Source organism: Micromonospora okii, from assembly GCF_020884795.1.
GTDB classification, from domain to species: domain Bacteria; phylum Actinomycetota; class Actinomycetes; order Mycobacteriales; family Micromonosporaceae; genus Micromonospora; species Micromonospora okii.
In genome coordinates, this window is the sequence record NZ_BBZF01000026.1 from 138,631 (window position 1) to 160,531 (window position 21,901).

Annotated in this window: 21 protein-coding genes and 3 pseudogenes; 11 read left to right on the forward strand and 13 right to left on the reverse strand. The window is 76.2% G+C overall.

What is annotated here, in order from left to right; translation table 11 throughout:
- Positions 1–146: 146 nt before the first annotated feature.
- The 3 genes and pseudogenes from LPU43_RS28995 to LPU43_RS25500 form a co-directional block, all read right to left on the reverse strand.
- Positions 147–374 (reverse strand): annotated as a pseudogene (locus LPU43_RS28995) (ATP-binding protein); the annotation flags it as partial.
- A gap of 144 nt (positions 375–518) precedes the next feature.
- A pseudogene (locus LPU43_RS28845) lies at positions 519–1,835 on the reverse strand (histidine kinase N-terminal domain-containing protein); the annotation flags it as partial.
- A gap of 83 nt (positions 1,836–1,918) precedes the next feature.
- Positions 1,919–2,950 (reverse strand): SIS domain-containing protein, encoded by a 1,032-nt coding sequence (locus LPU43_RS25500; protein ID WP_229403086.1) that lies wholly within the window; start codon positions 2,948–2,950, stop codon positions 1,919–1,921.
- A gap of 223 nt (positions 2,951–3,173) precedes the next feature.
- Between LPU43_RS25500 and LPU43_RS25505 the strand changes: the two genes are divergently transcribed.
- Positions 3,174–5,000: a tetratricopeptide repeat protein gene (locus LPU43_RS25505; protein WP_229403061.1), complete on the forward strand. Its 1,827-nt coding sequence runs from the start codon at positions 3,174–3,176 to the stop codon at positions 4,998–5,000.
- A gap of 108 nt (positions 5,001–5,108) precedes the next feature.
- Here the strand turns inward: LPU43_RS25505 and LPU43_RS25510 are convergent, their stop codons facing one another.
- Complete coding sequence (locus tag LPU43_RS25510; RefSeq protein WP_229403062.1) at positions 5,109–5,624, reverse strand: GNAT family N-acetyltransferase; 516 nt, start codon at positions 5,622–5,624, stop codon at positions 5,109–5,111.
- Positions 5,621–5,836, reverse strand: coding sequence for a biotin/lipoyl-binding carrier protein (locus LPU43_RS25515; RefSeq protein ID WP_229403063.1), 216 nt, complete (start codon positions 5,834–5,836; stop codon positions 5,621–5,623). The genes LPU43_RS25510 and LPU43_RS25515 overlap by 4 nt, the downstream gene beginning before the upstream one ends.
- A 227-nt stretch (positions 5,837–6,063) precedes the next feature.
- Between LPU43_RS25515 and LPU43_RS29000 the strand changes: the two genes are divergently transcribed.
- Positions 6,064–6,138 carry a 50S ribosomal protein bL37 gene (locus LPU43_RS29000; RefSeq protein ID WP_369700219.1) on the forward strand — a complete coding sequence of 25 codons (75 nt, stop codon included), beginning with the start codon at positions 6,064–6,066 and terminating at the stop codon, positions 6,136–6,138.
- Between the two features lie 127 nt (positions 6,139–6,265).
- Here LPU43_RS29000 and rsrA read toward each other — a convergent pair whose 3' ends face one another.
- The 5 genes from rsrA to LPU43_RS25540 all read right to left on the reverse strand — a co-directional run bounded on the left by rsrA (position 6,266) and on the right by LPU43_RS25540 (position 9,688).
- Positions 6,266–6,553, reverse strand: a complete 288-nt coding sequence (gene rsrA / locus LPU43_RS25520; RefSeq protein WP_229403064.1) for a mycothiol system anti-sigma-R factor — start codon at positions 6,551–6,553, stop codon at positions 6,266–6,268.
- Position 6,554: 1 nt separating this feature from the next.
- Entirely contained in the window at positions 6,555–7,367 is an 813-nt protein-coding gene (locus tag LPU43_RS25525; RefSeq protein WP_305075092.1) for a sigma-70 family RNA polymerase sigma factor, read from the reverse strand.
- Between the two features lie 261 nt (positions 7,368–7,628).
- A complete protein-coding gene (locus LPU43_RS25530; protein WP_229403066.1) occupies positions 7,629–8,243 on the reverse strand; it encodes an alpha/beta hydrolase family protein in 615 nt (204 codons plus the stop codon).
- 141 nt (positions 8,244–8,384) lie between these two features.
- Entirely contained in the window at positions 8,385–8,777 is a 393-nt protein-coding gene (locus LPU43_RS25535; RefSeq protein WP_229403067.1) for a WhiB family transcriptional regulator, read from the reverse strand.
- 200 nt (positions 8,778–8,977) lie between these two features.
- Positions 8,978–9,688, reverse strand: a complete 711-nt coding sequence (locus tag LPU43_RS25540) for an SOS response-associated peptidase (protein WP_229403068.1) — start codon at positions 9,686–9,688, stop codon at positions 8,978–8,980.
- A gap of 102 nt (positions 9,689–9,790) precedes the next feature.
- Between LPU43_RS25540 and aroA the strand changes: the two genes are divergently transcribed.
- The 4 genes and pseudogenes from aroA (at position 9,791) to LPU43_RS25560 (ending at position 14,067) form a co-directional block, all read left to right on the forward strand.
- On the forward strand, positions 9,791–11,092 hold the full coding sequence (gene aroA / locus LPU43_RS25545) for a 3-phosphoshikimate 1-carboxyvinyltransferase (RefSeq protein ID WP_229403069.1): 1,302 nt from the start codon (positions 9,791–9,793) through the stop codon (positions 11,090–11,092).
- Positions 11,062–12,195: a ribosome small subunit-dependent GTPase A gene (gene rsgA / locus LPU43_RS25550; RefSeq protein ID WP_229403070.1), complete on the forward strand. Its 1,134-nt coding sequence runs from the start codon at positions 11,062–11,064 to the stop codon at positions 12,193–12,195. The genes aroA and rsgA overlap by 31 nt, the downstream gene beginning before the upstream one ends.
- A 58-nt stretch (positions 12,196–12,253) precedes the next feature.
- On the forward strand, positions 12,254–13,072 hold the full coding sequence (hisN, locus tag LPU43_RS25555) for a histidinol-phosphatase (RefSeq protein WP_229403071.1): 819 nt from the start codon (positions 12,254–12,256) through the stop codon (positions 13,070–13,072).
- Between the two features lie 59 nt (positions 13,073–13,131).
- Positions 13,132–14,067, forward strand: a pseudogene (locus LPU43_RS25560) (hypothetical protein).
- On the opposite strand, the gene LPU43_RS25565 reads toward LPU43_RS25560, so the two are convergent.
- Positions 14,022–15,224 (reverse strand): glycosyltransferase, encoded by a 1,203-nt coding sequence (locus LPU43_RS25565; protein ID WP_229403072.1) that lies wholly within the window; start codon positions 15,222–15,224, stop codon positions 14,022–14,024. The pseudogene LPU43_RS25560 and the gene LPU43_RS25565 sit on opposite strands and share 46 nt — an antisense overlap.
- Positions 15,225–15,406: 182 nt before the next feature.
- Here LPU43_RS25565 and LPU43_RS25570 point away from each other — a divergent pair, with 182 nt between their 5' ends.
- Genes LPU43_RS25570 through LPU43_RS25580 form a run of 3 tightly spaced genes read left to right on the forward strand, consistent with a single transcriptional unit; the run spans position 15,407 to position 17,826 of the window.
- Positions 15,407–16,405, forward strand: coding sequence for an SDR family oxidoreductase (locus LPU43_RS25570; protein ID WP_229403073.1), 999 nt, complete (start codon positions 15,407–15,409; stop codon positions 16,403–16,405).
- A 59-nt stretch (positions 16,406–16,464) separates the two neighbouring features.
- Entirely contained in the window at positions 16,465–17,196 is a 732-nt protein-coding gene (locus tag LPU43_RS25575; protein WP_229403074.1) for an ATP-binding protein, read from the forward strand.
- Positions 17,197–17,253: 57 nt separating this feature from the next.
- Positions 17,254–17,826 (forward strand): DUF5709 domain-containing protein, encoded by a 573-nt coding sequence (locus tag LPU43_RS25580; RefSeq protein WP_229403075.1) that lies wholly within the window; start codon positions 17,254–17,256, stop codon positions 17,824–17,826.
- A gap of 70 nt (positions 17,827–17,896) precedes the next feature.
- Here LPU43_RS25580 and LPU43_RS25585 read toward each other — a convergent pair whose 3' ends face one another.
- Positions 17,897–18,529: a response regulator gene (locus LPU43_RS25585; protein WP_229403088.1), complete on the reverse strand. Its 633-nt coding sequence runs from the start codon at positions 18,527–18,529 to the stop codon at positions 17,897–17,899.
- A 17-nt stretch (positions 18,530–18,546) separates the two neighbouring features.
- Positions 18,547–19,674: a MacS family sensor histidine kinase gene (macS, locus tag LPU43_RS25590; RefSeq protein ID WP_229403076.1), complete on the reverse strand. Its 1,128-nt coding sequence runs from the start codon at positions 19,672–19,674 to the stop codon at positions 18,547–18,549.
- A 120-nt stretch (positions 19,675–19,794) separates the two neighbouring features.
- Between macS and LPU43_RS25595 the strand changes: the two genes are divergently transcribed.
- Complete coding sequence (locus tag LPU43_RS25595) at positions 19,795–20,241, forward strand: ATP-binding protein (RefSeq protein ID WP_229403077.1); 447 nt, start codon at positions 19,795–19,797, stop codon at positions 20,239–20,241.
- Positions 20,242–20,290: 49 nt separating this feature from the next.
- Positions 20,291–21,775 (forward strand): glycerol kinase GlpK, encoded by a 1,485-nt coding sequence (glpK, locus tag LPU43_RS25600; protein WP_229403078.1) that lies wholly within the window; start codon positions 20,291–20,293, stop codon positions 21,773–21,775.
- Positions 21,776–21,901 lie beyond the last annotated feature (126 nt).

Consider the following 21,901-nt stretch of genomic DNA (forward strand, 5'->3'; position numbering starts at 1 on the left):
CCCGGCGCGCACCGGGTCGGCGACATGGCGGTTTCCCAGCGGCGGGATGCCGCCATGTCGGCGGCATGGAGTCGATCAACCCGCGCGAGCCGCTCAAGCCGCACGAGCCGCACGAGCCGATCAAGCCGCGCGAGCCGCGCGACCGGTCAGGGCCGGGCGAGAGGGACGACCAGCAGCGCCTCGGTGCCGCCCTCGGCGCCGTTGCGCAGCTCGATGGTGCCGCGCAGCTCCCCGGTCACCAGCGCCCGGACGATCTGGAGCCCGAGCCGGCTGCCGCTCTCGGCGTCGAACCCGGCCGGCAGGCCCCGCCCGTTGTCGGCGACCGTGACGTGCAGTTGCTTGCGGAACCGGTGGGCCGACACCACCACCTCGGGCGGCGCCGCGCTCGCGGCCCCGGCGGCGACCGGCGGGAGGACTCCCCCCGCCCCACCGGCAACCCCGGAACCGCCACCCACCCCGGAACGACCGTTCGTCTCCGGCGCAGCCGAAGACCCGGGCTCGGCCGGAGACTCGGGCGCGACCGGAGACACCGGACCGGCCGAAGACGCCGGACCGGCCGGAGACTCCGGCTCGGCCGCCGGCGGAAAGCCGTGCTCGACCGCGTTGAGCAGCAGTTCGTTGAGGACCATCACCAGGGAGGTGGCGATCTCGGCGGGGAGCACCCCGAAGCTGCCCCGGCGGCGCATCCCGACGTGCTGCTCGGTCGCCGCGACCTCCGTCGCCGCGCTGGCCACCCGGTCGACGATGCCGTCGAACTCGACCGCCTCGTCGCTGGACATGGAGAGCGTCTCGTGCACCAGGGCGATGGAGGCGACCCGGCGTACCGACTCCTCCAGGGCGACCCGGGCCTCCGGCATGGCGACCCGGCGGGCCTGCAACCGCAGCAGCGCGGCGACGGTCTGGAGGTTGTTCTTCACCCGGTGGTGGATCTCCCGGATGGTGGCGTCCTTGGTGATCAGGGCGCGGTCGCGGCGGCGTACCTCGGTGATGTCGCGGACCAGGACCAGCGCGCCGATCGGCACCCCGGCGGGCATCAGCGGCAGGGCCCGGGTGAGCATGGTCGCGCCCCGGGCGTCGATCTCCCGCCGGGGCGGGGCCTCGCCGCGCAGCGCGGCGAGGATGCCGTTGGCGGCGTCGGTCCCCTCCAGGGGGTCGCCGGCCAGCCGGCGGTGCAGCTTGGCCAGGTCCTCGCCGACGAGGTGGGCGGCGTGGCCGAGCCGCCGGTACGCGGACTGGGCGTTCGGGCTGGCGTAGGTGACCTTGCCGTTGGCGTCGAGCCGGACCAGCCCGTCGCCGACGCGGGGCGCGGAGGTCGTCTCGCCCGGGTGCCGGGGCGGCGGGAACGTGCCGTCGGCGATCATCTGGGCCAGGTCGTCGGCCGTAGTGAGGTAGTTCAGTTCGAGCTGGCTGGGCGTGCGGGCGGTGGAGAGGTTGGTGTCCCGGCCGACCACGGCGATCACCTCGCCGGCCTCCCCGTCGGTGGTGCGCAGCCGGACGGGGATCGCCTCGTGCCGGGCCGGCACGTCGCCGTACCAGACCGGGTCGCCCTCCCGCCAGATCCGGCCCTGCCCATACGCGACGTCCAGGTGGGCCACGTCGGGGCCGCCGACGATCCGCCCCACCTGGTCGTCCTGGTACGCGGTGGGGGCGGTCGTCGGGCGGACCTGGGCCACGCAGAGGAAGGCGCCCTCGCAGTCGACCGGCACCCAGAGCAGCAGGTCGGCGAAGGACAGGTCGGAGAGCAGTTGCCAGTCCCCGGCGATCCGGTGCAGGTGGTCGATGTCGGCGGGGCGGAGCCGGGTGTGCTCCTCGGCGAGGTTGCGCAGCGTGGACACGCCGCCCAGCCTGCCACGCCGGGCGGGGTGCCGTCGCGGTGGCCGGCGGCCAGCGCGACGGCGTGCCCCGTCTCGGCCCCGCCTCACATCGTGGCGGTGACCTTCTTGAGGCCGCGCGGCGCGTCCGGGTTCTCGCCCCGGGCCAGCGCCAGCGCGAGCGCGAGGCGCTGCAGCGGCAGGATGTCCAGCAGCGGGGCGTACCGCTCGTCGACCTCGGGGACGGCCATCCGGGTGGCGCCGGCGACGTCGGCGGAGCCGACCACCACCACGTCGGCGCGGCGCTCGCCGAGCCGGGGCAGCACCTCGCCCATCGACCGGCCGCCGGGGCCGGAGCCGACCACGGCGAGCACCGGCACGTCGGGGTCGGTCATGGCCAGCGGGCCGTGCAGCAGGTCGGCGCCGGAGAAGGCGAGGGCCGGCAGGTACGACGTCTCCATCAGCTTCAGCGCCGCCTCCCGGGCGGTGGGGTACGCGTACCCCCGGCCGGTGGTGACGAGCTGGCCGGCGAACCGGTAGCGCGGGGCGAGCTGGGCCGGAGTGTCGTCGTCGAGGGTGCGGGCGGCCAGCTCGGGCAGGGCGGCCAGCGCGGCGCGCTCCTCGGCGGGCAGCGCGCCGTCGCCGGCGCGGACGCCCTCCACGAGCATCAGCAGGGCGAGCAGCTCGGCGGTGTACGTCTTCGTGGCGGCCACCGCCCGCTCGTGCTCGGCGGCGATGTCGACGCTCAGCTCGGCGACCCCGGCCAGGGTGGACTCGGGGTTGTTGGTGACCGCGAGGGTCAGCGCGCCGGAGGCGCGGGCGGTGCGCAGCACCTCGGCGAGGTCGGGCGAGCCGCCGCTCTGGCTGACCCCGACGACGAGCGCGTCGGACAGGTCGGGCCGGGCGCCGAAGAGGGTGATCGCGCTGGGCGAGGCGAGCCCGGCGGGCAGGCCGAGCCGGATCTCGGTCAGGTACGCCCCGTAGAGCGCGGCGTGGTCGGAGGTGCCCCGGGCGGTGAAGACCACGTGCCGGGGGCGGCGTTCCGCGATCACGGCGGCCACCCGGGCGATCGCCCCGGCGTGCTCGCTGGAGAGCAGCCGCTCGTAGCCAGCCGGCTGCTCGGAGATGTCGGCGGCCATCCCGGCCCCTGCACGCGTCACGAGTACCCCTTCCTCTGCGCGGTTCCCGCGCGTTTCCTGCTCAGTCTTGCATGTTCGGGAAACCGTGAGCAATATTGCGCGCAGCATTGCGCAGAGGATCACTACGGTGACCCAACATCACCTAGGCTTGCCCGGCCGTGACGACGCCGTGGGCGAGAAGCACCCGCTCCCGGGCGCCTACCCCTACGACCGAGAGGCCCACGTGTCCGAGGGAAGGGACGATCCCCCGCTGTCGGCGGGAGAGGAGCTGGCCCTGGCCCGGCTCGCGCTGGGCGAGGGCGACCTGCCGCACGCGGCCGGGCACGTGGCCGCCGCGCTGGCGAAGGCACCGACCCTGCCCGAGGCGCACGAGACGCTGGCCCGGATCGCCGCCACGGCGGGCGGCGGCGGGGTGGAGCTGTTCGCGCTGCACTCCCACGCCTTCGTCGGCGTCGTGGTGGCCCGCGCGCACCTGCTCGCCGCAGCGGGCCGGCCGGCCGAGGGGCTGGAGCTGCTGGCCGCCGCCACCGGCCACGAGCGGCGGGCGGACTGGGCCGGCGTGCCCTGGGTGACCGCCCCGGAGCTGCCGCAACGGCTCGACCCCGGGCTCGTCGCGAAGGTGCTCATGCAGGTCTGCGCCGGCGTGCCCGACCCGGTGCCGCGCGCCGAGCGGGCCCCGCTGTCGCCGTACCTGGCGCTGGCCCGCAACGCGGTCGCCGCCCACCCCGAGCACGGCCTGCTGCTCGGCGCGGCGTCCGCGCTGGCCCGACGCCTCGGCGAGGTCGCCGTCGCGATCCGCTGGGCCAGTCGCGGGGTACGCGCGCAGCCGTCCAAGCTCGGCGAGGTCTGGCTCGGGTACGCGTACCGCAGCGCCGGCCGGACCCGCGAGGCCCTGGCCGCGCTCGTCCGGGCCGTCGACCACGACCCGAACGACCTCGCCGTGTACGCCGACATCGCCGGCACCCTGGCCGACAACGGCCGGCTCGACGAGGCCCTGGAGTGGGTCGACCGGGCCCTGGCCCGCGACCCCGCCTTCGACTGTGCGGTGCACACCGCGCACCGGCTGCGCTTCCAGCGCGACGGCGACGTGGCGCACCTGGTGGCGCTGGCGGACTTCGTCCGCGACCACCCCGACGACTCGCACGAGCACGGCGACCTGGCCGAGTGCTGCCGCAGCCGGCCCTGGCTCGGGCAGCTCACCCCGGCCGCCGGCGCGGCCGTGGCCGCGCTGCGCCACGCCCTGACCGAGGACCCTCCGGGCCTCGGGACGACCGTGCGGTTGGAGACGCTGGAGCCGCCGAGCGCGCTGCGTACCGTGGCGGCGGCCGTGCCCGGGCTGCGGGTCGAGGTGGCCGCGGTGGCCGACCCGGACCCGCGCGAGCCCCGGCGGGCCACCGACCGGCCGCTGTGGCGCTGGGACGGCGCGGTCGCCGCCCCGACGGTGCCGGCGCCCTCGGCGGAGGCGGCCGACCGCGTCCGGCAGCTCGCCCACCCGGCGTGGCCGCACCCCCCGGCCGCGTACGACGCGGCGGTCGGCCTGGCCACCCTGGAGCTTTCCGACCTGCTCGGCCTGCTGGTGCACCCGCCGGAGGCCCCGCCCACCGGGATGGGCCGGGTGCTCGCCGGTCAGGACCCGTCGCTGTGGGTGCGCTGCGTGCAGGTCTGGGCATGCCTGGGCCTGCTGCACCACCGCACCGACGAGGCGTGGGCGTCCTCCACCCGCCGCCGGGTGCTCGTCGAGCTGGTCTGGGGCGTGGAGGACTGGATCACCGAGGCGGCCCTGTTCGCCCTGGTCACCGCCGCCTGGGTGGACCCTTCGGTGCGCCCCGATGTGGCCGCCGTGGTCGCCGAGCGGCTCGCCGACGCGGCGGTGGTGGCCCGGGAGCGGCCGGTGCCGATCGCGGTGTCGCTGGCGTACCTGGCGCTGGCCACCCCCGGCCTCGACCCGGCGACGGCGGCCCTGGCCGGCGAGCTGATCTCCGGCCCCGCGCCGGCGCCCCGCCCTGGCCCGCTGCGCCGCCTCTGGGCGCGGCTCACCCGCCGCCGCTGACCGGCCCGCCGCGTCGTCGCCTCCGGGCGCGGCTCACCCACCGCCGACCGGGCCGCGCCCCGCCTCCGGGCGCGGCTCACCCACCGCCGCTGATCCGCCCGCCCGTTCTCAGGGCGTCCCCGGCGACAGCTCCCGGCGCAGCCCGAGCAGCCGCAGCCCCGGCAGCGGGGACCAGTCCCGCTCCGGCGTGCGGACGAAGCCCAGCCGCGCGTAGAGCCGCTGGGCGGCCTCGGCCATGCCCTCCCGCACGCAGATCGCCACCGCCGAGCAGCCCAGCTCGGCCGCGCGGGACAGGCAGGCGCGGGCCAGCACCATCCCGACGCCCCGGCCCTGGGCCGCCGGGTCGACGGCGAGCATCCGGAACTCGGCCTCCCCGGGCCCGCACAGCTCCGCGTACGGGCTGCCGGGCAGCACGAACAGGACCGCTCCGAGCGGCACGCCGGTCGCCTCGTCCACGGCGACGAGCACGTCGCCGCTGGCCGCCCGGGTGGCCACGTCGGCGAGCACCGTGCCGTAGCCGGTGCCCCCCTTGAGCTGGCCGTCGGCCTCGTACGCGGCCACGGTCAGCCGGGCCACCGCCGGGTAGTCCGCCTCGACCGCCCGCCGGACCAGCACGCCACTCAATCGATCACCGCGATCAGGTCGCCGTCCTGCACGACGTCGCCCTCCGCGACCGCGAGCCGCTGCACGACACCGTCGGACTCGGCGACGACCGGGATCTCCATCTTCATCGACTCCAGGATCACCAGGGTGTCCCCCTCGGACACGGTGTCCCCGGCCGACGCGACGACCTTCCACACGTTCGCCACCATCTCGGCGCGGATCTCCTCGGCCATCTCGGCCCTCCCTCTCCACCGCAGTGTCTGCGATCGGTATCCAATCACGTACCGGCCCGCCGCGACGGGTGGCGGGCGTCGGCCCGTGAAGCCCGCCCCGGCGGACCACGGCGGACGCCGCCCGCACTAGCATCAGCGGGTCGGACCCCGGGCGACCGGGGCGCCGGTGACGCGACCACCGCCGCGGCTCTCGCGGGCGGACGTGACCAGCACATGAGGAGGTCAGCATGGCGAAGAAGGCCCGGAAGAAGAAGGCCCGGAAGAAGAGCGGCGCGAACCACGGCAAGCGCCCCAACTCCTGACCACGGCGCGGTCGCGCGCCGACCGCTCCGCGTTCCCCCGGCCGTGGCCGGGTACGACGATGGCCCGGGTCCGATCGGACCCGGGCCATCGTTTCGTCGTGCCGACCGCTCCGCGCCGGAGCGCCGGTCAGTCGGTCAGTTCGCGGGTGTCGCTCGTCTCGAAGACGACCAGCTCGGTGAGGCGCACCCGCAGCCGCTCGCGCAGTTGCTCGGGTGCGGTCTCGTTGCCGCAGCAGCGGGCGACGAGCGCCTTCACCTCCTGCTCCAGGCCGTACTCGCGCAGGCAGGGCCCGCACTCGTCGAGGTGACGGCGGATCAGCGTGCGGCGCTCCTCGGCGCACTCCAGGTCGAGGTAGAGGTAGACCTCCGCGAGCACCTCGCGGCAGTCCGTCTCGTGCGGCTCTCCACAGCTCACGTCACACCTCCCGGCCGGCAGCGGCGGTCGAGCCCTTCGACGACTGCGCGGCGGAGAAACCACGCTCCGCGGCGTAGCCCTCCAGCAGCTTGCGCAGATTACGACGGCCGCGGTGCAACCGCGACATCACCGTGCCGATGGGCGTGCCCATGATGTCGGCGACCTCCTTGTAGGAGAAGCCCTCGACGTCGGTGAGGTAGACGGCCAGGCGGAACTCCTCCGGCAACTGCTGGAGGGCCTCCTTCACGTCGCTGTCGGGCAGCCGGTCCAGCGCCTCGGTCTCGGCGGAGCGCAGCCCGCTGGAGGTGTGCGACTCGGCCTCGGCGAGCTGCCAGTCGGTGATCTCCTCGGTGGGCGCCTGGATCGGCTGCCGCTGCCGCTTGCGGTAGGAGTTGATGTAGGTGTTGGTCAGGATGCGGTACAGCCAGGCCTTCAGGTTGGTGCCCTGCTCGAACTGGTGGAAGGCCGCGTACGCCTTCAGGTACGTCTCCTGGACCAGGTCCTCGGCGTCCGCCGGATTGCGCGTCATGCGCAGCCCGGCGGCGTAGAGCTGGTCGACGAAGGGCATCGCGTCCCGCTCGAAGCGGGCCCTGCGCTCGTCCGTCTTCTCGGTGGTCAACCGCACATCCCCTCGCGTCGGATGCTTTCCCGCTGAGGATACGCGCCGGGCGGAGCCCGTAGATTCACTTCCGGCGGGTGTGCCCGTCCTCACCACCGGTGGCGACGTCGCGGGCCACTCCGGTCCCGCCAGCAGCCGTCTGAGCTGCCGCGCCTCCCGTTCGTCCCGTTCCCGGCTCCGTGTCTCGGTCGGCACCGGTCACACCCCCCTGAAGCAGAAGTCCCTGTCCGTGGGGGTAACGCGGAGCGCCGGTCCCGGCATTCCGCCCTGCCGACCCGCCGGCCCCGTTCCTGGTCCCGGCTCCGGCTCCGGCGGGTGCCGGCGCTGGGACCAGGAAGGGCCTGGGAGGGACGGCGCCGACCGCCCGACCGGGCACCCGACACCATCGGGGACAACGACGCTCGCCGCTGCCTGGTCACGCTCCCGGCCGCCCGGACCTCGCCGGAGGGCGGTGGATCAGGACGCCCAGCCCCGCCCGCGCAGCCAGTCGACCACCACGGCGGCGGTGCCGGCCGGGTCGCCGCGCAGGTCGTGCCGCTCGCCGGGGCGGAGCACCACCCGGACCGAGGGACCCGACGCGGGCACGCCGAACGGGTCGCGGTCGCCGTTGACCACCAGCGTCGGCAGCCCGGTGGCCAGCTCGCCCGCCCGGGAGCGCTCCGGCCGGCCCGGCGGGTGCAGCGGGAACGCCAGGGCCACCACCGCGTCCGCGCCGACGGCGGACGCCGTGCGGCAGGCCACCCGCGCGCCGCTGGAACGGCCACCGACGACGAGCCCGGGCACGCCGGGGTGCCGGCGGCGCAGCTCGGCCACGACGGCCGTCCACGCCTCGTCGAGGTGCCCGGCGGGGGCCGGCGCGCGCCGCCCGGCCACCCGGTAGGGCTGGGTCACCCGGACCACAGCCACCGACGCGGCGACGGCGGCGTCGCGCAGGGCGCGCAGGTCCGGCGCGTCGACGTCACCGCCCGCGCCGTGCCCGAGCACCAGCAGGGCGCCCGCCGGGCCGGCCGGCAGGTCGGTGTCGACCCGGGCCGGGCCGCGCGGTGTCGCGATGTCGTCCGTATGCCGCACCGGCCCATTCTGCGCCCCCGATCCGCGCCGCGCCGCCGCGAGGCACGCCGCAGCGGCGGCTCGGCGCGCGCGGCCGGGGACACACCTCGGCAGGGCGTCGACGGCCGTAGGGCGCGCCCATGCCCGGACGGCCGGGCCGGGTCAGCTCAGCGGGACCAGGGTGAGCAGCCGGTCGCGCACCGGCGGGCCGGCCTCGTCGGCCGCCTCCGGGTCGGGATCGACCTCGCTGCGCCAGGCGACGAGCATGGCCCGGCGCTCGCGGGGGGTGGTGCCGCCCCACACGCCGTGGCAGTCACCGACCTCCAGCGCCCAGGCCAGGCACGAGCCCTGGACGTCGCAACTGCGGCAGAGCGCCACCGCCGCGTCGGCCGGCTCGTTGGGCGCCGGAAAGAACGTCTCCGGGTCCACGCTCTGACATGTGCCCCTGGTGCGCCAGGCCTCGTCCTGCCGACGATCACGCAACGCCCGCAGCAGCCGCGGATCTCGTCGTGCGGCTGCCACCTCGTTCGGGCGTGGCATACGCGCCCGTGTCATCCACCCACCTCCCCCGTGGGACCGGAAAAATCGATGGGCGCCGTTCGCACCGTGCGAATCGTCGCCCACTACCGGCGCTGTGTTGTATCGCACTTCCGGACGGGGAGACAAGGGTTTCCGGAGAGAACACCGAAACGCACGGGAGACGATTCACCCGCAACTCTGGCAAATCAGCACGCGACAATGCGCCCAGCCGACTGTCAGAAAAGCGTCATTTCCTCGGCGGGCGCCGCCGGCCGGGGCACCCGGGCGGTCAGCGCGGGCCCGTTGTTCCGGACGTTGCCCACCGCCGGCCCCACCGGCCGGATCTCCAGGTCGGCCAGCCACCCCGGGTCTGGCGGGGCGAGCAGCCCGGCGGAGTCGTCGGCTGGGCCGCCCAGCCAGGACGCCCAGCGCGGTCGGGGCAGCAGCAGCGGCATCCGCTCGTGCACCCCGGCCAGCTCGCCGACCGCCGCCGTGGTCAGCACGCTGAAGGTGAGCAGCGGGCCGGCCGGGCCCTGCCACACCGACCAGATGCCGGCGAGGGCGAGCACCGAGGAGTCGGCCGGGGTCATGAAGTACGCCTGGCGACCGCCCTCGGGCAGCCGGACCCACTCGTACCAGCCGTCGGCGGGAACCAGGCAGCGGCGGCGGGCGAAGGCCGGGGCGTACGCCCGGCTGGTCGCCACCGTCTCGGCCCGCGCGTTGATCATGCGGGCGCCGTCGGCGGGCGAGCGCGACCACGGCGGCAGGAACCCCCAGCGGCCGGCGGAGAGGGCGCGGTGCCCCTCGGCGTCGAGCCGGACCAGCGGCACGGTGGTCGTGGGGGCCACGTTGTGGCTCGACCGGACGCGACCCTCGGTCTCGTCGTACGACTCGAAGAGCGCGCCCAGCTCGCCGGCGCCCCGGGTCGTCGCGTACCTCCCGCACATGGGGCACACGCTAACGCCCCTGGCCGCGTCCGGCTGTCCCGCCAACCGGGAGCACGCCCGGCGCACGCTCCCGTGGGGCCCACCGGGCGGCAGAATGTGAGCGTGGGGAATCTGACCGCGACCCGGCCGCCGCTGCCGTGGACCGCTCCGACCGCGTCCGACCCGGTGCAGGCCACGCTGCGGCTGCCGGGATCCAAGTCGATGACCGCCCGCGCCCTGGTGCTCAGCGCGCTGGCCAGCGGCCCCTCCACGCTGGCCGGGCCGCTGCGGGCCCGGGACACCGAGCTGATGGCCGGCGCGCTGCGCGCGCTGGGCGCGCACATGTCGATCACCGACGACGACCGATGGCTGGTCCGTCCCCACCCGCTGGCCGGGCCGGCGCACGTGGACGTGGGCCTGGCCGGCACCATCATGCGGTTCGTGCCGCCCGTCGCGGGCCTGGCCGACGGCCGGATCACGTTCGACGGCGACCCGCAGGCCCGCACCCGGCCGCTCGGCCCGCTGATCGGCGCGCTGCGCTCCCTCGGGGTCCGGGTGGAGTCCCCGGCGACCGGCAGCCTGCCGCTGACCGTGTTCGGGGCCGGGCGGGTGACCGGCGGCGAGGTGGTGATCGACGCCTCCGCCTCCAGCCAGCTCGTCTCCGGCCTGCTGCTGGCCGCGCCGCGCTTCGACCGGGGCGTGGTGGTCCGGCACGTCGGGCCGCCGGTGCCCTCCGCGCCGCACCTGCGGATGACCGCCCAGATGCTGCGCGCCGCCGGCGCGGCCGTCGACGACAGCACCCCCGACGTCTGGGTCGTCGAGCCGGGGCCGCTGGCCGGGCGGGGCTGGGAGATCGAGCCGGACCTCTCCGGCGCGGTGCCGTTCTTCGCCGCAGCGCTGGTCACCGGCGGCGAGGTGACGCTGCGGGGGTGGCCGCGCAGCAGCGCCCAGCCGGTCGAGCAGCTCCGCTCGCTGTTGCGGCGGATGGGCGGCGAGGTGACCCTCACCACCGCCGGCCTGACCGTGCGGGGCACCGGCGCGGTGCACGGCATCGACGCCGACCTCTCCGACGTCAGCGAGCTGACCCCGGCGCTGACCGCGCTGGCCATGCTCGCCGACTCGCCCTCCCGGTTCACCGGCGTCGCGCACATCCGGGGGCACGAGACCGACCGGATCGCCGCGCTCGCCCGGGAGTTCGCCGGCCTCGGCGCGGACCTCACCGAGTCGGCGGACGGGCTGGAGATCCGGCCCCGGCCGCTGCGGGGCGGGTCGTTCCGCACCTACCACGACCACCGGATGGCGCACGCCGCCGCCGTGACCGGGCTGGCCGTCCCCGGCATCGAACTCGACGACGTGTCGTGCACCTCGAAGACCATGCCGGAGTTCCCGGCACTATGGTCGGGGATGGTGACCGGAAAGAGCTGACCCGACGGAGGGGCGCCCTGGCGACGAAGAGGCGGGAGTACGACGAGGACGACGTGCGGGTGCGGCCCGGGAAGTCCTCGCGTCCGCGCACCCGGACCCGGCCCCGGCACGCCGACGCCGTCGACGGCTTCGTCATCGCCGTCGACCGGGGCCGCTACACCTGCGTGCCGCCCGACGCCGACCCCGACACCCCGCTGGTCACCGCGATGCGCGCCCGGGAGCTGGGCCGCAAGTCGGTGGTGGTGGGCGACCGGGTGGGCCTGGTCGGCGACACCTCCGGGGCGGCCGGCGCGCTCGCCCGGATCGTCCGCATCGCCGAGCGCCGCTCCGTGCTGCGGCGCACCGCCGACGACGACGAGACCACCGCCGAGGGGCGGCTGGAACGGGTAGTGGTCGCCAACGCCGACCAGCTCGTGATCGTCAGCGCGCTGGCCGACCCGCCGCCGCGCACCGGGTTCATCGACCGCTGCCTGGTGGCCGCGTACGACGCCGACATCGAGCCGCTGCTCTGCCTCACCAAGGCCGACCTGGCCGGCCCCGAGCAGGTGCTCGGCTACTACGCCGAGCTGGAGCTGCCGTACGTGCTGATCGAGCCGGACGCCGACCTCGACGCGCTGCGCGACCTGCTCGCCGGCCGGGTGTCGGTCATGGTCGGGCACTCCGGGGTCGGCAAGTCGACGCTGGTCAACCGCCTCGTCCCGGACGCCGACCGGGCGGTGGGCGTCGTCAGCGCGATCGGCCGGGGCCGGCACACCTCGACCAGCGCGGTGGCGCTGCGGCTGCCGCCCCGGCCCGGCGGCGGCGCGGACGCGGGCTGGATCGTCGACACCCCGGGGGTGCGCAGCTTCGGGCTGGCGCACGTCTCGGCCGACAGCCTGCTGCACGGCTTCCCCGACCTGGTCGAGGGGACGGTCGACTGCCCCGTCAACTGCCAGCACACCGCCGAGGAGGCCGACTGCGCGCTGGACGCCTGGGTGGCCGCCGGCCGGGCCGACGCCCGGCGGCTGGCCTCGTACCGCCGGTTGTTGGCCTCCCGCTCCGGCGAGGGCGACGCCCGTGAGCCCGACCAGCGCAATCCCGGCGACCCGCTGGAAGGCTCGTGACCCGCCGGGGGCCGATCCGCCGGCCGGGCGCGGCCCAGCCGGCGCTACCGTGTGCGGCATGACCGGGTACGCCGCCGACCTCGCCCTCGCCCACCTGCTCGCCGACCGGGCCGACGCCATCTCCGCGGCCCGGTTCCGCGCCCTCGACCTGCGGGTGGAGGCGAAGCCGGACCTGACGCCGGTCTCCGACGCGGACACCGCCGTCGAGCGGGAGATCCGCGCGGTGCTGACCGAGCGGCGACCCGGTGACGGCCTGCTCGGCGAGGAGTACGGCGAGCAACCCCCCGCCGGGCCGGGCGGGCGGCGCTGGGTGATCGACCCGATCGACGGGACCAAGAACTTCGTCCGGGGGGTGCCCGTCTGGGCCACCCTGATCGCCCTGCTGGAGGGCGACCGGCCGGTGCTCGGGCTGGTCTCCGCCCCGGCCCTGGGGCGGCGCTGGTGGGGCGCGCTCGGCGAGGGCGCGTACGCCGGCCCGGACGCCGCCAGCGGCGCCCCGATCCGGGTCTCCCGGGTGAACCGGCTCGCCGACGCCAGCCTCTGCTACTCCTCGCTCGACGGCTGGGAGGCCACCGGCCGGCTGGAGCCGATGCTCCAGCTCATGCGCGACACCTGGCGCAGCCGGGCGTACGGCGACTTCTACGGCTACATGCTGCTGGCCGAGGGGGCGCTGGACGTGATGGTCGAGCCGGAACTGTCGCTGTGGGACGTGGCCGCGCTCGTGCCGATCGTCACCGAGGCGGGCGGCACGTTCACCGATCTGGCCGGCGGGCCCACGCCCGGCGGCGACCCGTCCGTGGACGACAGCGCCGTGGCCAGCAACGGTCCGCTGCACGGCGAGGTCCTCGGAAGGCTGGGGCGGCCCCCCGCGCGCTGAGCGCCGGCAGCCTCTATCCTCGCCAGGTGGTGTCCTCCGGCTGGTGCTTCCTGGCGGCGATGATCGTCGCCTACGGCATCGCCAACCTCCTCCAGTCCGTCGCCGCGGCGCGGACCACCCTGCACCACACCTTCGATCCGGTGCTGCTGCTGCGGCTGGCCGGGCACCGCACGTACCTGGTCGGCCTCGGCTGCCAGGTGGCCGGCTTCGTGCTGGCCTTCCTGGCCCGGCGCGACCTGCCGCTGTTCCTGGTCCAGGCGAGCGTGGCGGCCGGGCTGGGGGTCACCGCGATCCTCGGCGTGCTGCTGCTGAAGTGGCGGCTGCCGGCCGCCGAGGTGGCGCTGCTGGTGCTGCTCTTCGCGGGGATCGCCGGGCTCGTGCTGTCGGCGCAGCCGGCCCAGTCCCGGCCGCTCGGGGCCGCCGCGGTGGTCGCGCTCGGCGCCGTCCTCGCGGTGATCGCCGTGGTCGGCTTCTTCGCGGTACGGCTGCACGGCGCGCCCGGCTCGGTGGCGCTCGGCTCGCTGGCCGGGCTGGCCTTCTCCGCCGCCGCGGTGGCCGCCCGCCCGCTGGCGGCGGTGACCACCGTGGAGGGCTTCGTCCGCGACCCGCTGCTCTACCTGCTGGTGGCCCACTCGGTGGTCGGCCAGTTGCTGCTCGGCATGGCCATGCAGCGGGGCTCGACCACGGCGGCGGTCGCCGCGATGGACGCGGCCGGGGCGGTGCCCGCCGCGATCGTGGGGCTGCTGCTGCTCAACGACAGGATCTGGCCCGGCCGGGAGTGGCTCGCCGCGCTCGGTTTCCTGACCACGCTGGCCGCGGTGATCGGGCTGACCCGGTACGCCGAGCCGCAGCACCACCACGGGGTGACACCGGAGCGCGAGCGGGGGATGCTGCCCGCCGCGACCCCGGCCCGCCCGCGCCGCTGACCGACCGGCGGCGACGGAAAGCGCTACGCGGCCTCGACGGGCTTGCGGCGGCGGACCACCCGCTCGTAGAGCCGCTCCAGCGCGCCCGCCGTGCGGTCCCAGGTGTAGCTGCACCGGACCCGGTCCACGGCGGCGTGCCCGTAGGCGAACCGGCCGGCGTTGTCGGCGAGCAGCCGGCGCAGGCCGACCCCCAGGGCGCGCACGTCGCCCGGCGGCACGAGCCGGCCGGTGACCTCGTCGACCACCGCGTCGGCAATGCCGCCCATGGCGTACCCGACGACCGGCACGCCGCAGGCCATCGCCTCCAGGGAGACCCGGCCGGCGGAGGAGTAGCGCGGGGTGCAGGCGACCACGTCGGCCGAGCGGTACCAGGTGGCCATCTGGTCGTGCGGCACCGCGCCGACCAGCTTCACCTGATCGCCCACGCCGACGCGCTCGGCCAGCTCGCGCAGGCGGCGGGCCTCGGCGTGCCCGGCCAGCCGGTCGGCCGGCGGACCGCCGGCGATCACCAGCTCGGCGTCCCCGACCAGCCGCATCGCCCGGATCAGGTCGTCCTGCCCGTGGCCGGGCGCCAGGCCGCCGACGGAGAGGATGCGGGCGCGCTGGTCGCGCGGGGCGGCCTCCCCGTCGGGTTGGAACCGCTCGACGTCCACGCCGGCCGGCACCATCGCCACCGAGCTGCGTTGCAGCCCCATCCGGGTCAGCTCGTCGACCTCGTCGTTGCACTGGGCGACCGCGACGTCCACCGCCCGGGTCAGCGCACGCTCCAGCGGGATGCGGGGGCCGGGGCCGTCGTAGCCGGGGCCGAGGTGGCGGAGCTGCTCGACGCCGAGGGAGTGGAAGGTCTGCACGACGGGAATGTCCGTTTCCCGCACGGCGTGCGCGGCGGCGAGCCCGCCCACCCAGTAGTGCCCGTGCACCACCTCGGGGGCCCACTCGCCGGCCCAGCGGTCGGCCAGCCAGCGGCCGAACTCGGAGACGTACGGGACCAGCTCGGCGGTGGGCGTCGGGGCGGCCGGGCCCACCGGCACCCGCTCCACCCGGTGCCCGTCGACCTCCGCCGTCTCCGGCAGCGCCGGGTCGTCGCGGCGCTCGTAGACGTGCACGTCGTGGCCGCGCCCGGCCAGCTCGGCGGCGACCCGCGCGATGTGCTCGCGCGTGCCGACGGCCGGACCGTCGGCGGGCCGCGACGGGCCGGAGTGCGCGCACACTAGGCCGACGCGCATGGGTCACCTCCATGCGTTCTCTCGAGCTGGTGGTCCTCCCGGTCAGAGCGTCCCATTAACCGCCCCCCGAGGAGCCGAAACCTGGCAATTCGGAGCAGGCCGGGGGCCCGGCCGGACGCGGGCGGCGGCGATCGACCGAAATCCGGCGGCATGAGGTCGCCCCGCTGGGGTACCGCCGAAGAATGGCCCTCACCCGAGCCCTCGACGACGCCACGGTCGTGCTCACCGGCGCCTCCAGCGGCATCGGCGCCGCGACCGCCTACGCCCTCGCCCACCGGGGAGCCGCAGTGGTGCTGGCGGCCCGCAGCGCGGAGGCGCTGGAACGGGTGGCGGCCCGCTGCCGCGAGCTGGGCGGCCGCGCCCTGGTCGTGCCCACGGACGTGACCGACCCGGCGGCGGTCGAGCGGCTCGCCGCCGAGGCGGCGGGCGAGTTCGGCCGGATCGACGCCTGGGTCAACAACGCGGCGGTCGGCGTCGCGGGGCTCTTCGACGAGATCCCGCTGCGCGAGTTCCGCCGGGTGCTGGAGGTCGACCTGCTCGGCTGCGTGTACGGGATGCGCGCGGCCCTGCCGTACCTCGACGCGGCCGGCGGCGGGGTGCTGGTCAACAACGCCTCGGTGCTCGCCGAGGTGGCGATGCCCTACCAGTCGCCGTACAACACGGCCAAGCACGCCGTCCGGGGGCTCGCCGACACGGTCCGGCAGGAGCTGCGCGTCACGGGGCGCGGGCACATCTCGGTCTGCACCGTCCTGCCGGCCAGCATCGACACCCCGTTCTTCCGGCACGCCGCCAACCACACCGGCCACGAGCTGGTGCCGCCCCCACCGGTGTACCCGCCGGAGGTGGCGGCCGAGACGATCGTCCGGGTGCTGCGCCGGCCGCGCCGGGAGGCGTACGCGGGGAGCGCCGCCCGGCTGCTCGGCGTGCAGTGGCGGCTCGCCCCGGCGCTGACCGAGCGGGCCCTCGGCTGGTACGCCCACCGCGCCCAGTTGGGGGCGCCGGGCCGCCGGGACAGCACCGGCAACGTCTTCGCCGCCGACGCGGCGGGCGAGCGGGAGGGCGGGTGGCACGGCCGGCGACGGCGGCTGGTGCGGATGACCGCCGCGCTCGGGCTCGCCGCCGCCGGCACCGCGATGGGGACGGCGGCGGCGAGGACCATACGGTCGCGGACGGATCGCTGATGGTCTCCCCCGGTTCGTCGGATGCGCGTCCCCTCGGCGGGATGCACAATAGGACGATCATGCCGACGGACGTGCGCTGCCTGGTGGAAACGGACGAGCCGTCCGGGGTGCTCCGACTGACCGGGGTGCTCGACCCCGCCGGCACCGCCACGGTGCGCGACGCCCTGCTCGTGCGGCTCTGCGACCGGCCCGGCCCCGTGGTGGTGGACGTGTCCCGGCTGCGGATGACCGACGCCGCCGCCCGGCGGGTCTTCGCCGACGTGCGCCACGAGATCGCCGACTGGCCGGCGGCGGACCTGCTGGTGTGCGACCCGAGCGGGGCGGCGGCCGGCGAGGGGTTGTCGGTCTGGCCGACCCTCGACGAGGCGACGGCGGCGCTGGCCCGGTCCCCGATGGCCGCGGCGATCACCACGCACCTGCCGCCGGTCGTCGCCGCGGCGCGGCAGGCCCGGGCGCTGGTGACCGAGGGCTGCGCCCGGTGGGGCATCGGCGGGCTGACCGAGGCGGGCTGCATCGCGGTGACCGAGATGGTCAACAACGTGGTGGCGCACGCGCGCACCCCGATGACGCTGCGGCTGGCCCCCGGGGGCAGCATGCTGCACATGGCCGTGCGCGACCGCAGCCGGCGGCAGCCGTCGTACTCGGGGCTCGCCCCGACGAACCTGGCCGGCGGGCGGGGCCTGCTGCTGATCGACACGGTGGCCCGCCGCTGGGGCAGCACGGCCCTGCCCGACGGCAAGCTCGTCTGGGCGGTCCTGCACCCCGACGACGAGCCCGCCGGGCGCGGCTGACCCCGCCCACCCCGCCCGGACCGGTTACTGGCGGTGGGCAGTGGGTAGTGATCAGCCATGCGCGACGACGAGTACCCGACCCCCGTCTCCGACACCGAGGCGGAGGGCCTGCCCGACACCGCCGACGACGACTCGACGGCCCACGACGACGTCGAGACCGGGCGGGAGGCGGACGGCCCGGATCCCGCCCAGCTTCCCGGCGACCGCACGCCGGTCGCCGTGGACCGGTTCGGCACCACGGCCGAGGAGCAGCTCGACGGCGAGTCGCTGGACTACAAGCTCCAGCGCGAGAGCTACGAGCGCCCCGCCGACGACCCGCTGGCCGCCCCGGTCGACCCGGCAATCGCGGCCGAGGCCGACAGCGAGGAGCAGGCCGCCCAGGCGCAGCTCGACGCCGACGTGATGGACCCGGGCCCCACCTCCGACCCGCACTCCCCCGTCTCCCTGTACGACCACGGCCAGCTCGGCACCACCGCCGACGGGGAGGTCGGCCGGCTGGTGGAGCCCGACGAGGGGTCGCACACGGACGTGGAGCCCGACAACGTCGCGTACGACGCCGGGTCGGCCGGCGGCGGGGCGACGGCCGAGGAGCTGGCGATCCACGAGACCCGCCCGCCCGAGGCGCACTGACCCGGGCGGCACCCGTACGGCGCCGGCCGGGCGCGCACCGGCCGGCGCCGCCGCGCGCCCGGCCCCGCCGTCAGTCGTCGAGCCCCCGCTCGATGGCGTAGCGGGTCAGCTCGACCCGGTTGTGGAGCTGGAGCTTGCCGAGGGTGTTCTGCACGTGGTTCTGCACCGTCCGGTGCGACAGCCCGAGCCGCTCGGCGATCTGCTTGTACGACATCCCCTTGGCGACGAGCCGCAGCACCTCGGTCTCGCGGTCGGTGAGCCGGGGCGCCGCCGCGTCCGGGGTCGCCGGGCCGGCCGCGAGCCGCCGGTACTCCCCCAGCACCAGCCCCGCCAGGCCGGGGGTGAAGACCGGCTCGCCCGCCGCCGTGCGGCGCACCGCGTCCAGGAACTCGGCCGGGGCCGCCGACTTGACCAGGTAGCCGGTGGCACCGGCCTTCACCGCGTCCAGGACGCTCTGCGGCTCGCCGCTGGCCGACAGCATCAGCACCCGCACCTCGGGCAGCGCGGCGCGCAGACCGCGGATCACCTCCACCCCGGAGACGTCGGGCAGTTGCAGGTCGAGCACGACCACGTCGGGTCGGGCGGCGGGGGCCACCCGGACGGCCTGCCGCCCCTCGCCGCTGGTGGCGACCACCAGGTGCCCGGCCTCGGTGAGGTCGCGGGCCACGCCCTCGCGCCACATCGGGTGGTCGTCGACCACCATCACCCGCACGCCGGCGCTCACCGCACGCTCCTCGGCACGCTCAGCTCGATCTCGGTGCCCGCGCCGGGGGCGCAGACGATCCGCACCTCGCCGCCCAGGTCGGCGACGCGTCCCCGGATGGACTGCGCCACCCCCAGTCGCCCCTGCGCCTCGGCCTCGGCGAGCCGCCCCGCCGCGATCCCCGGCCCCTCGTCGCGTACCGAGACGGTCACCGTCTCCCCCTCGTCCTCGATGAGCACCCAGGCCCGCCCACCGGCGTGCCGGGTCACGTTGTCCAGCGCCGCGCCGACGGCGGCCGTCAGCTCGGCGGCCACCCACCCGGGCAGCGGCACGCCGGTGGCCGGCGCGGAGACCGCGACCGTCGCCGAGGCGTACCGGTCGAGCATGGCCCGCAGGTCGCGGGTGTCGGCGTCGCCGGCCGGCGCGGCGGTGCCCGCCCGCCCGATCAGCGCCCGCAGCGCGGCCTCCTGCTCCCCGGCCAGGCGGGCGAGCTCGCCGGCCTCCCCGTCGAGGTGCGCGCCGCGCCGCTGCACCAGCGCGAGCACCTGGAGCACCGAGTCGTGGATGTCCCGCGCCAGCCGCTCCCGTTCCCGGGTGGCCGCCTCCAGCTCCACCGCCCGGTGCAGCCGCTGCTCGGCGGTGACGGCGAGCCGGGCGACGTGGCCGACCACCACGCCGGCCAGCAGCAGCAGGATCTCGCCGGTGACGGTGGACTGGCCGATCCGTTCCCGGGTCGCCAGGTCGGCCGCGGCGACCGCCAGCGCGGCCACCGCGCCGCGCCGCCGGCCGCCGGAGACGGCCCAGGCCAGCACCGGCCCGGCCAGCCAGACGACCGCGAGGCTGGGCGTGCCGGTGGCGAGCGCGTCCCGCCCGACCACCCACGGGCTGACCAGCAGCACCCCGGCGGTGACGGCGAGGTCGGCGGCCAGCAGGGGCCAGCGGCGGCGGGCCGGGCGGGCGTAGCCGAGGGCGGTGGTCACCGTCCAGGCGAGCATCGCCAGCAGGACGACCCCGGCGAACAGCGGATGCGCGTACCGGTCGGCGTCGCGGGCGACGAGCAGGCCGACGTACGCCAGGGCGGCGAACCGGAACACCGCGACGGCCCGCCAGAGCGGGACCTCGAATCCACCGGGCGGCGACGGCACGACCGACACGATGCCACAGCCGTCCACGTCCCCGGCAGGGGCCGCCGAGCGGCAAGCAGATTCCTGACGTACGGTGGAAATGCCGCAAACCTCGCCCAGACCGACCCCTCGGACCGGCCCATGACGAATGCAGAGCCACCCGCACCGCGTACGGTGGTGCCCATCAACACCTCCCTCCTGATCGCCGTGGCCTTCGAGCAGGCCCAGGTGACCGAGCTGCGGCACTCGGTCACCTCCTGCGCGCACGCCTCCGGCCTGGACGGGCAGCGGCTCGACGACTTCGTGCTGGCGGTCAACGAGCTGATCACCAACGCGGTCCGCCACGGCGGCGGGCGGGGCTGGCTGCGGCTGTGGCTGTGGCCGGAGCGGCTGGTCTGCGAGGTCGCCGACCACGGCCGGGGGATCAGCACGCTGCGGCTCGACGACCGCAGCCGCCCCGCGGCCGGGACCGTCGGCGGCTGGGGGCTCTGGCTGGCCCGGGAGCTGAGCGACGCGATGGAGGTCGAGACCGGCGCGGCCGGCACCGTCGTCCGGATCAGCGCCGTCCTCGCCGCCCGCCTGGACTGACCCCGCCGGGAGGCGAGCCGGACGGCGGCGGCCCGGGTACGGTGCTGCGGTGACCGGAGAGTACGTCGCCGCCATCGACCAGGGCACCACCTCGTCCCGGTGCATCGTCTTCGACCGGGCCGGGGAGATCGTCTCCGTCGCCCAGCGCGAGCACCGGCAGATCTTCCCCCGCCCCGGCTGGGTGGAGCACGACGCCGGGGAGATCTGGGACAACGTCCAGCTCGTGGTCCGCGAGGCGCTGGAGGCCGCCGGCACCGACCCGCGAGGGCTGGCCGCGGTCGGCATCACCAACCAGCGGGAGACCACCGTCGTCTGGGACCGGGCCACCGGCCGGCCGGTCGCGCCCGCCATCGTCTGGCAGGACACCCGCACCGGCCCGCTGCTGCGCGACCTGGCCGACACGTACGGCGAGCAGCGGCTGCGCGAGCGCACCGGGCTGACCCTGGCCACGTACTTCGCCGGGCCGAAGCTGCGCTGGCTGCTGGAGAACATCGACGGGCTGCGCGAGCGGGCCGAGCGGGGCGAGGTGCTGTTCGGCACGATGGACAGTTGGCTGATCTGGAAGCTGACCGGTCGGCACGTCACCGACGTGACCAACGCCAGCCGCACCATGCTGATGGACCTGGCGACCCTCGACTGGGCCCCGGAGCTGCTCGACGCGCTCGGCGTGCCGGCCGCGATGCTGCCGGAGATCCGCAGCTCGGCCGAGGTGTACGGCACCGCCGACGGGGTGCTCGCCGGGGTGCCCGTGGCCAGTGCCCTCGGCGACCAGCAGGCCGCCCTGTTCGGCCAGACCTGCTTCCAGCCCGGTGAGGCGAAGTGCACCTACGGCACCGGCAGCTTCCTGCTGCTCAACACCGGCACCGGCCCGGTCACCTCGACCCACGGCCTGCTGACCACGGTCGCGTACCGCATCGAGGGCCAGCCCGCCGTGTACGCCCTGGAGGGCGCCATCGCGGTCACCGGCTCGCTGGTGCAGTGGCTGCGGGACAACCTGGGGCTGATCTCCACCGCCGCCGAGGTGGAGGACCTCGCCCACACCGTCGACGACAACGGCGGCTGCTACGTCGTGCCGGCCTTCTCCGGGCTGTTCGCCCCGCACTGGCGCAGCGACGCCCGGGGGGTCATCGCCGGCCTCACCGGCTACATCACCAAGGGGCACCTGGCCCGGGCGGTGCTGGAGGCGTCCGCCTGGCAGACCCGCGAGGTGGTCGACGCGATGAACGCCGACTCCGACGTGGCGCTGCGCCGGCTCCGGGTCGACGGCGGGATGACCGCCAACGGCCTGCTGATGCAGTTCCTCGCCGACGTGCTGGACGTGCCGGTGGTCCGGTCCCGGATCACCGAGACCACCTGCCTCGGCGCGGCGTACGCGGCCGGGCTCGCCGTCGGCTTCTGGCCGGACCTGGCCACCCTGCGCGCCCAGTGGCGCTCCGACGCGCAGTGGACCTCCACGATGGACGCGGAGCACCGCGAGCGGGAGCTGCGCCGTTGGCGCAAGGCCGTCGAGCGCACCCTGAACTGGGTGGACTGACGCGGCAGCTCCGTTCCGCGCGGCCACCCGCTCGCTTTCGGCGGCGGCGGTCGCCTGGCGCCTGAGGCCGCTAGGGCGCGGTCAAGATCCGCACAACTTCAGGGAAAGTGGGGTCTACCGGCGCGG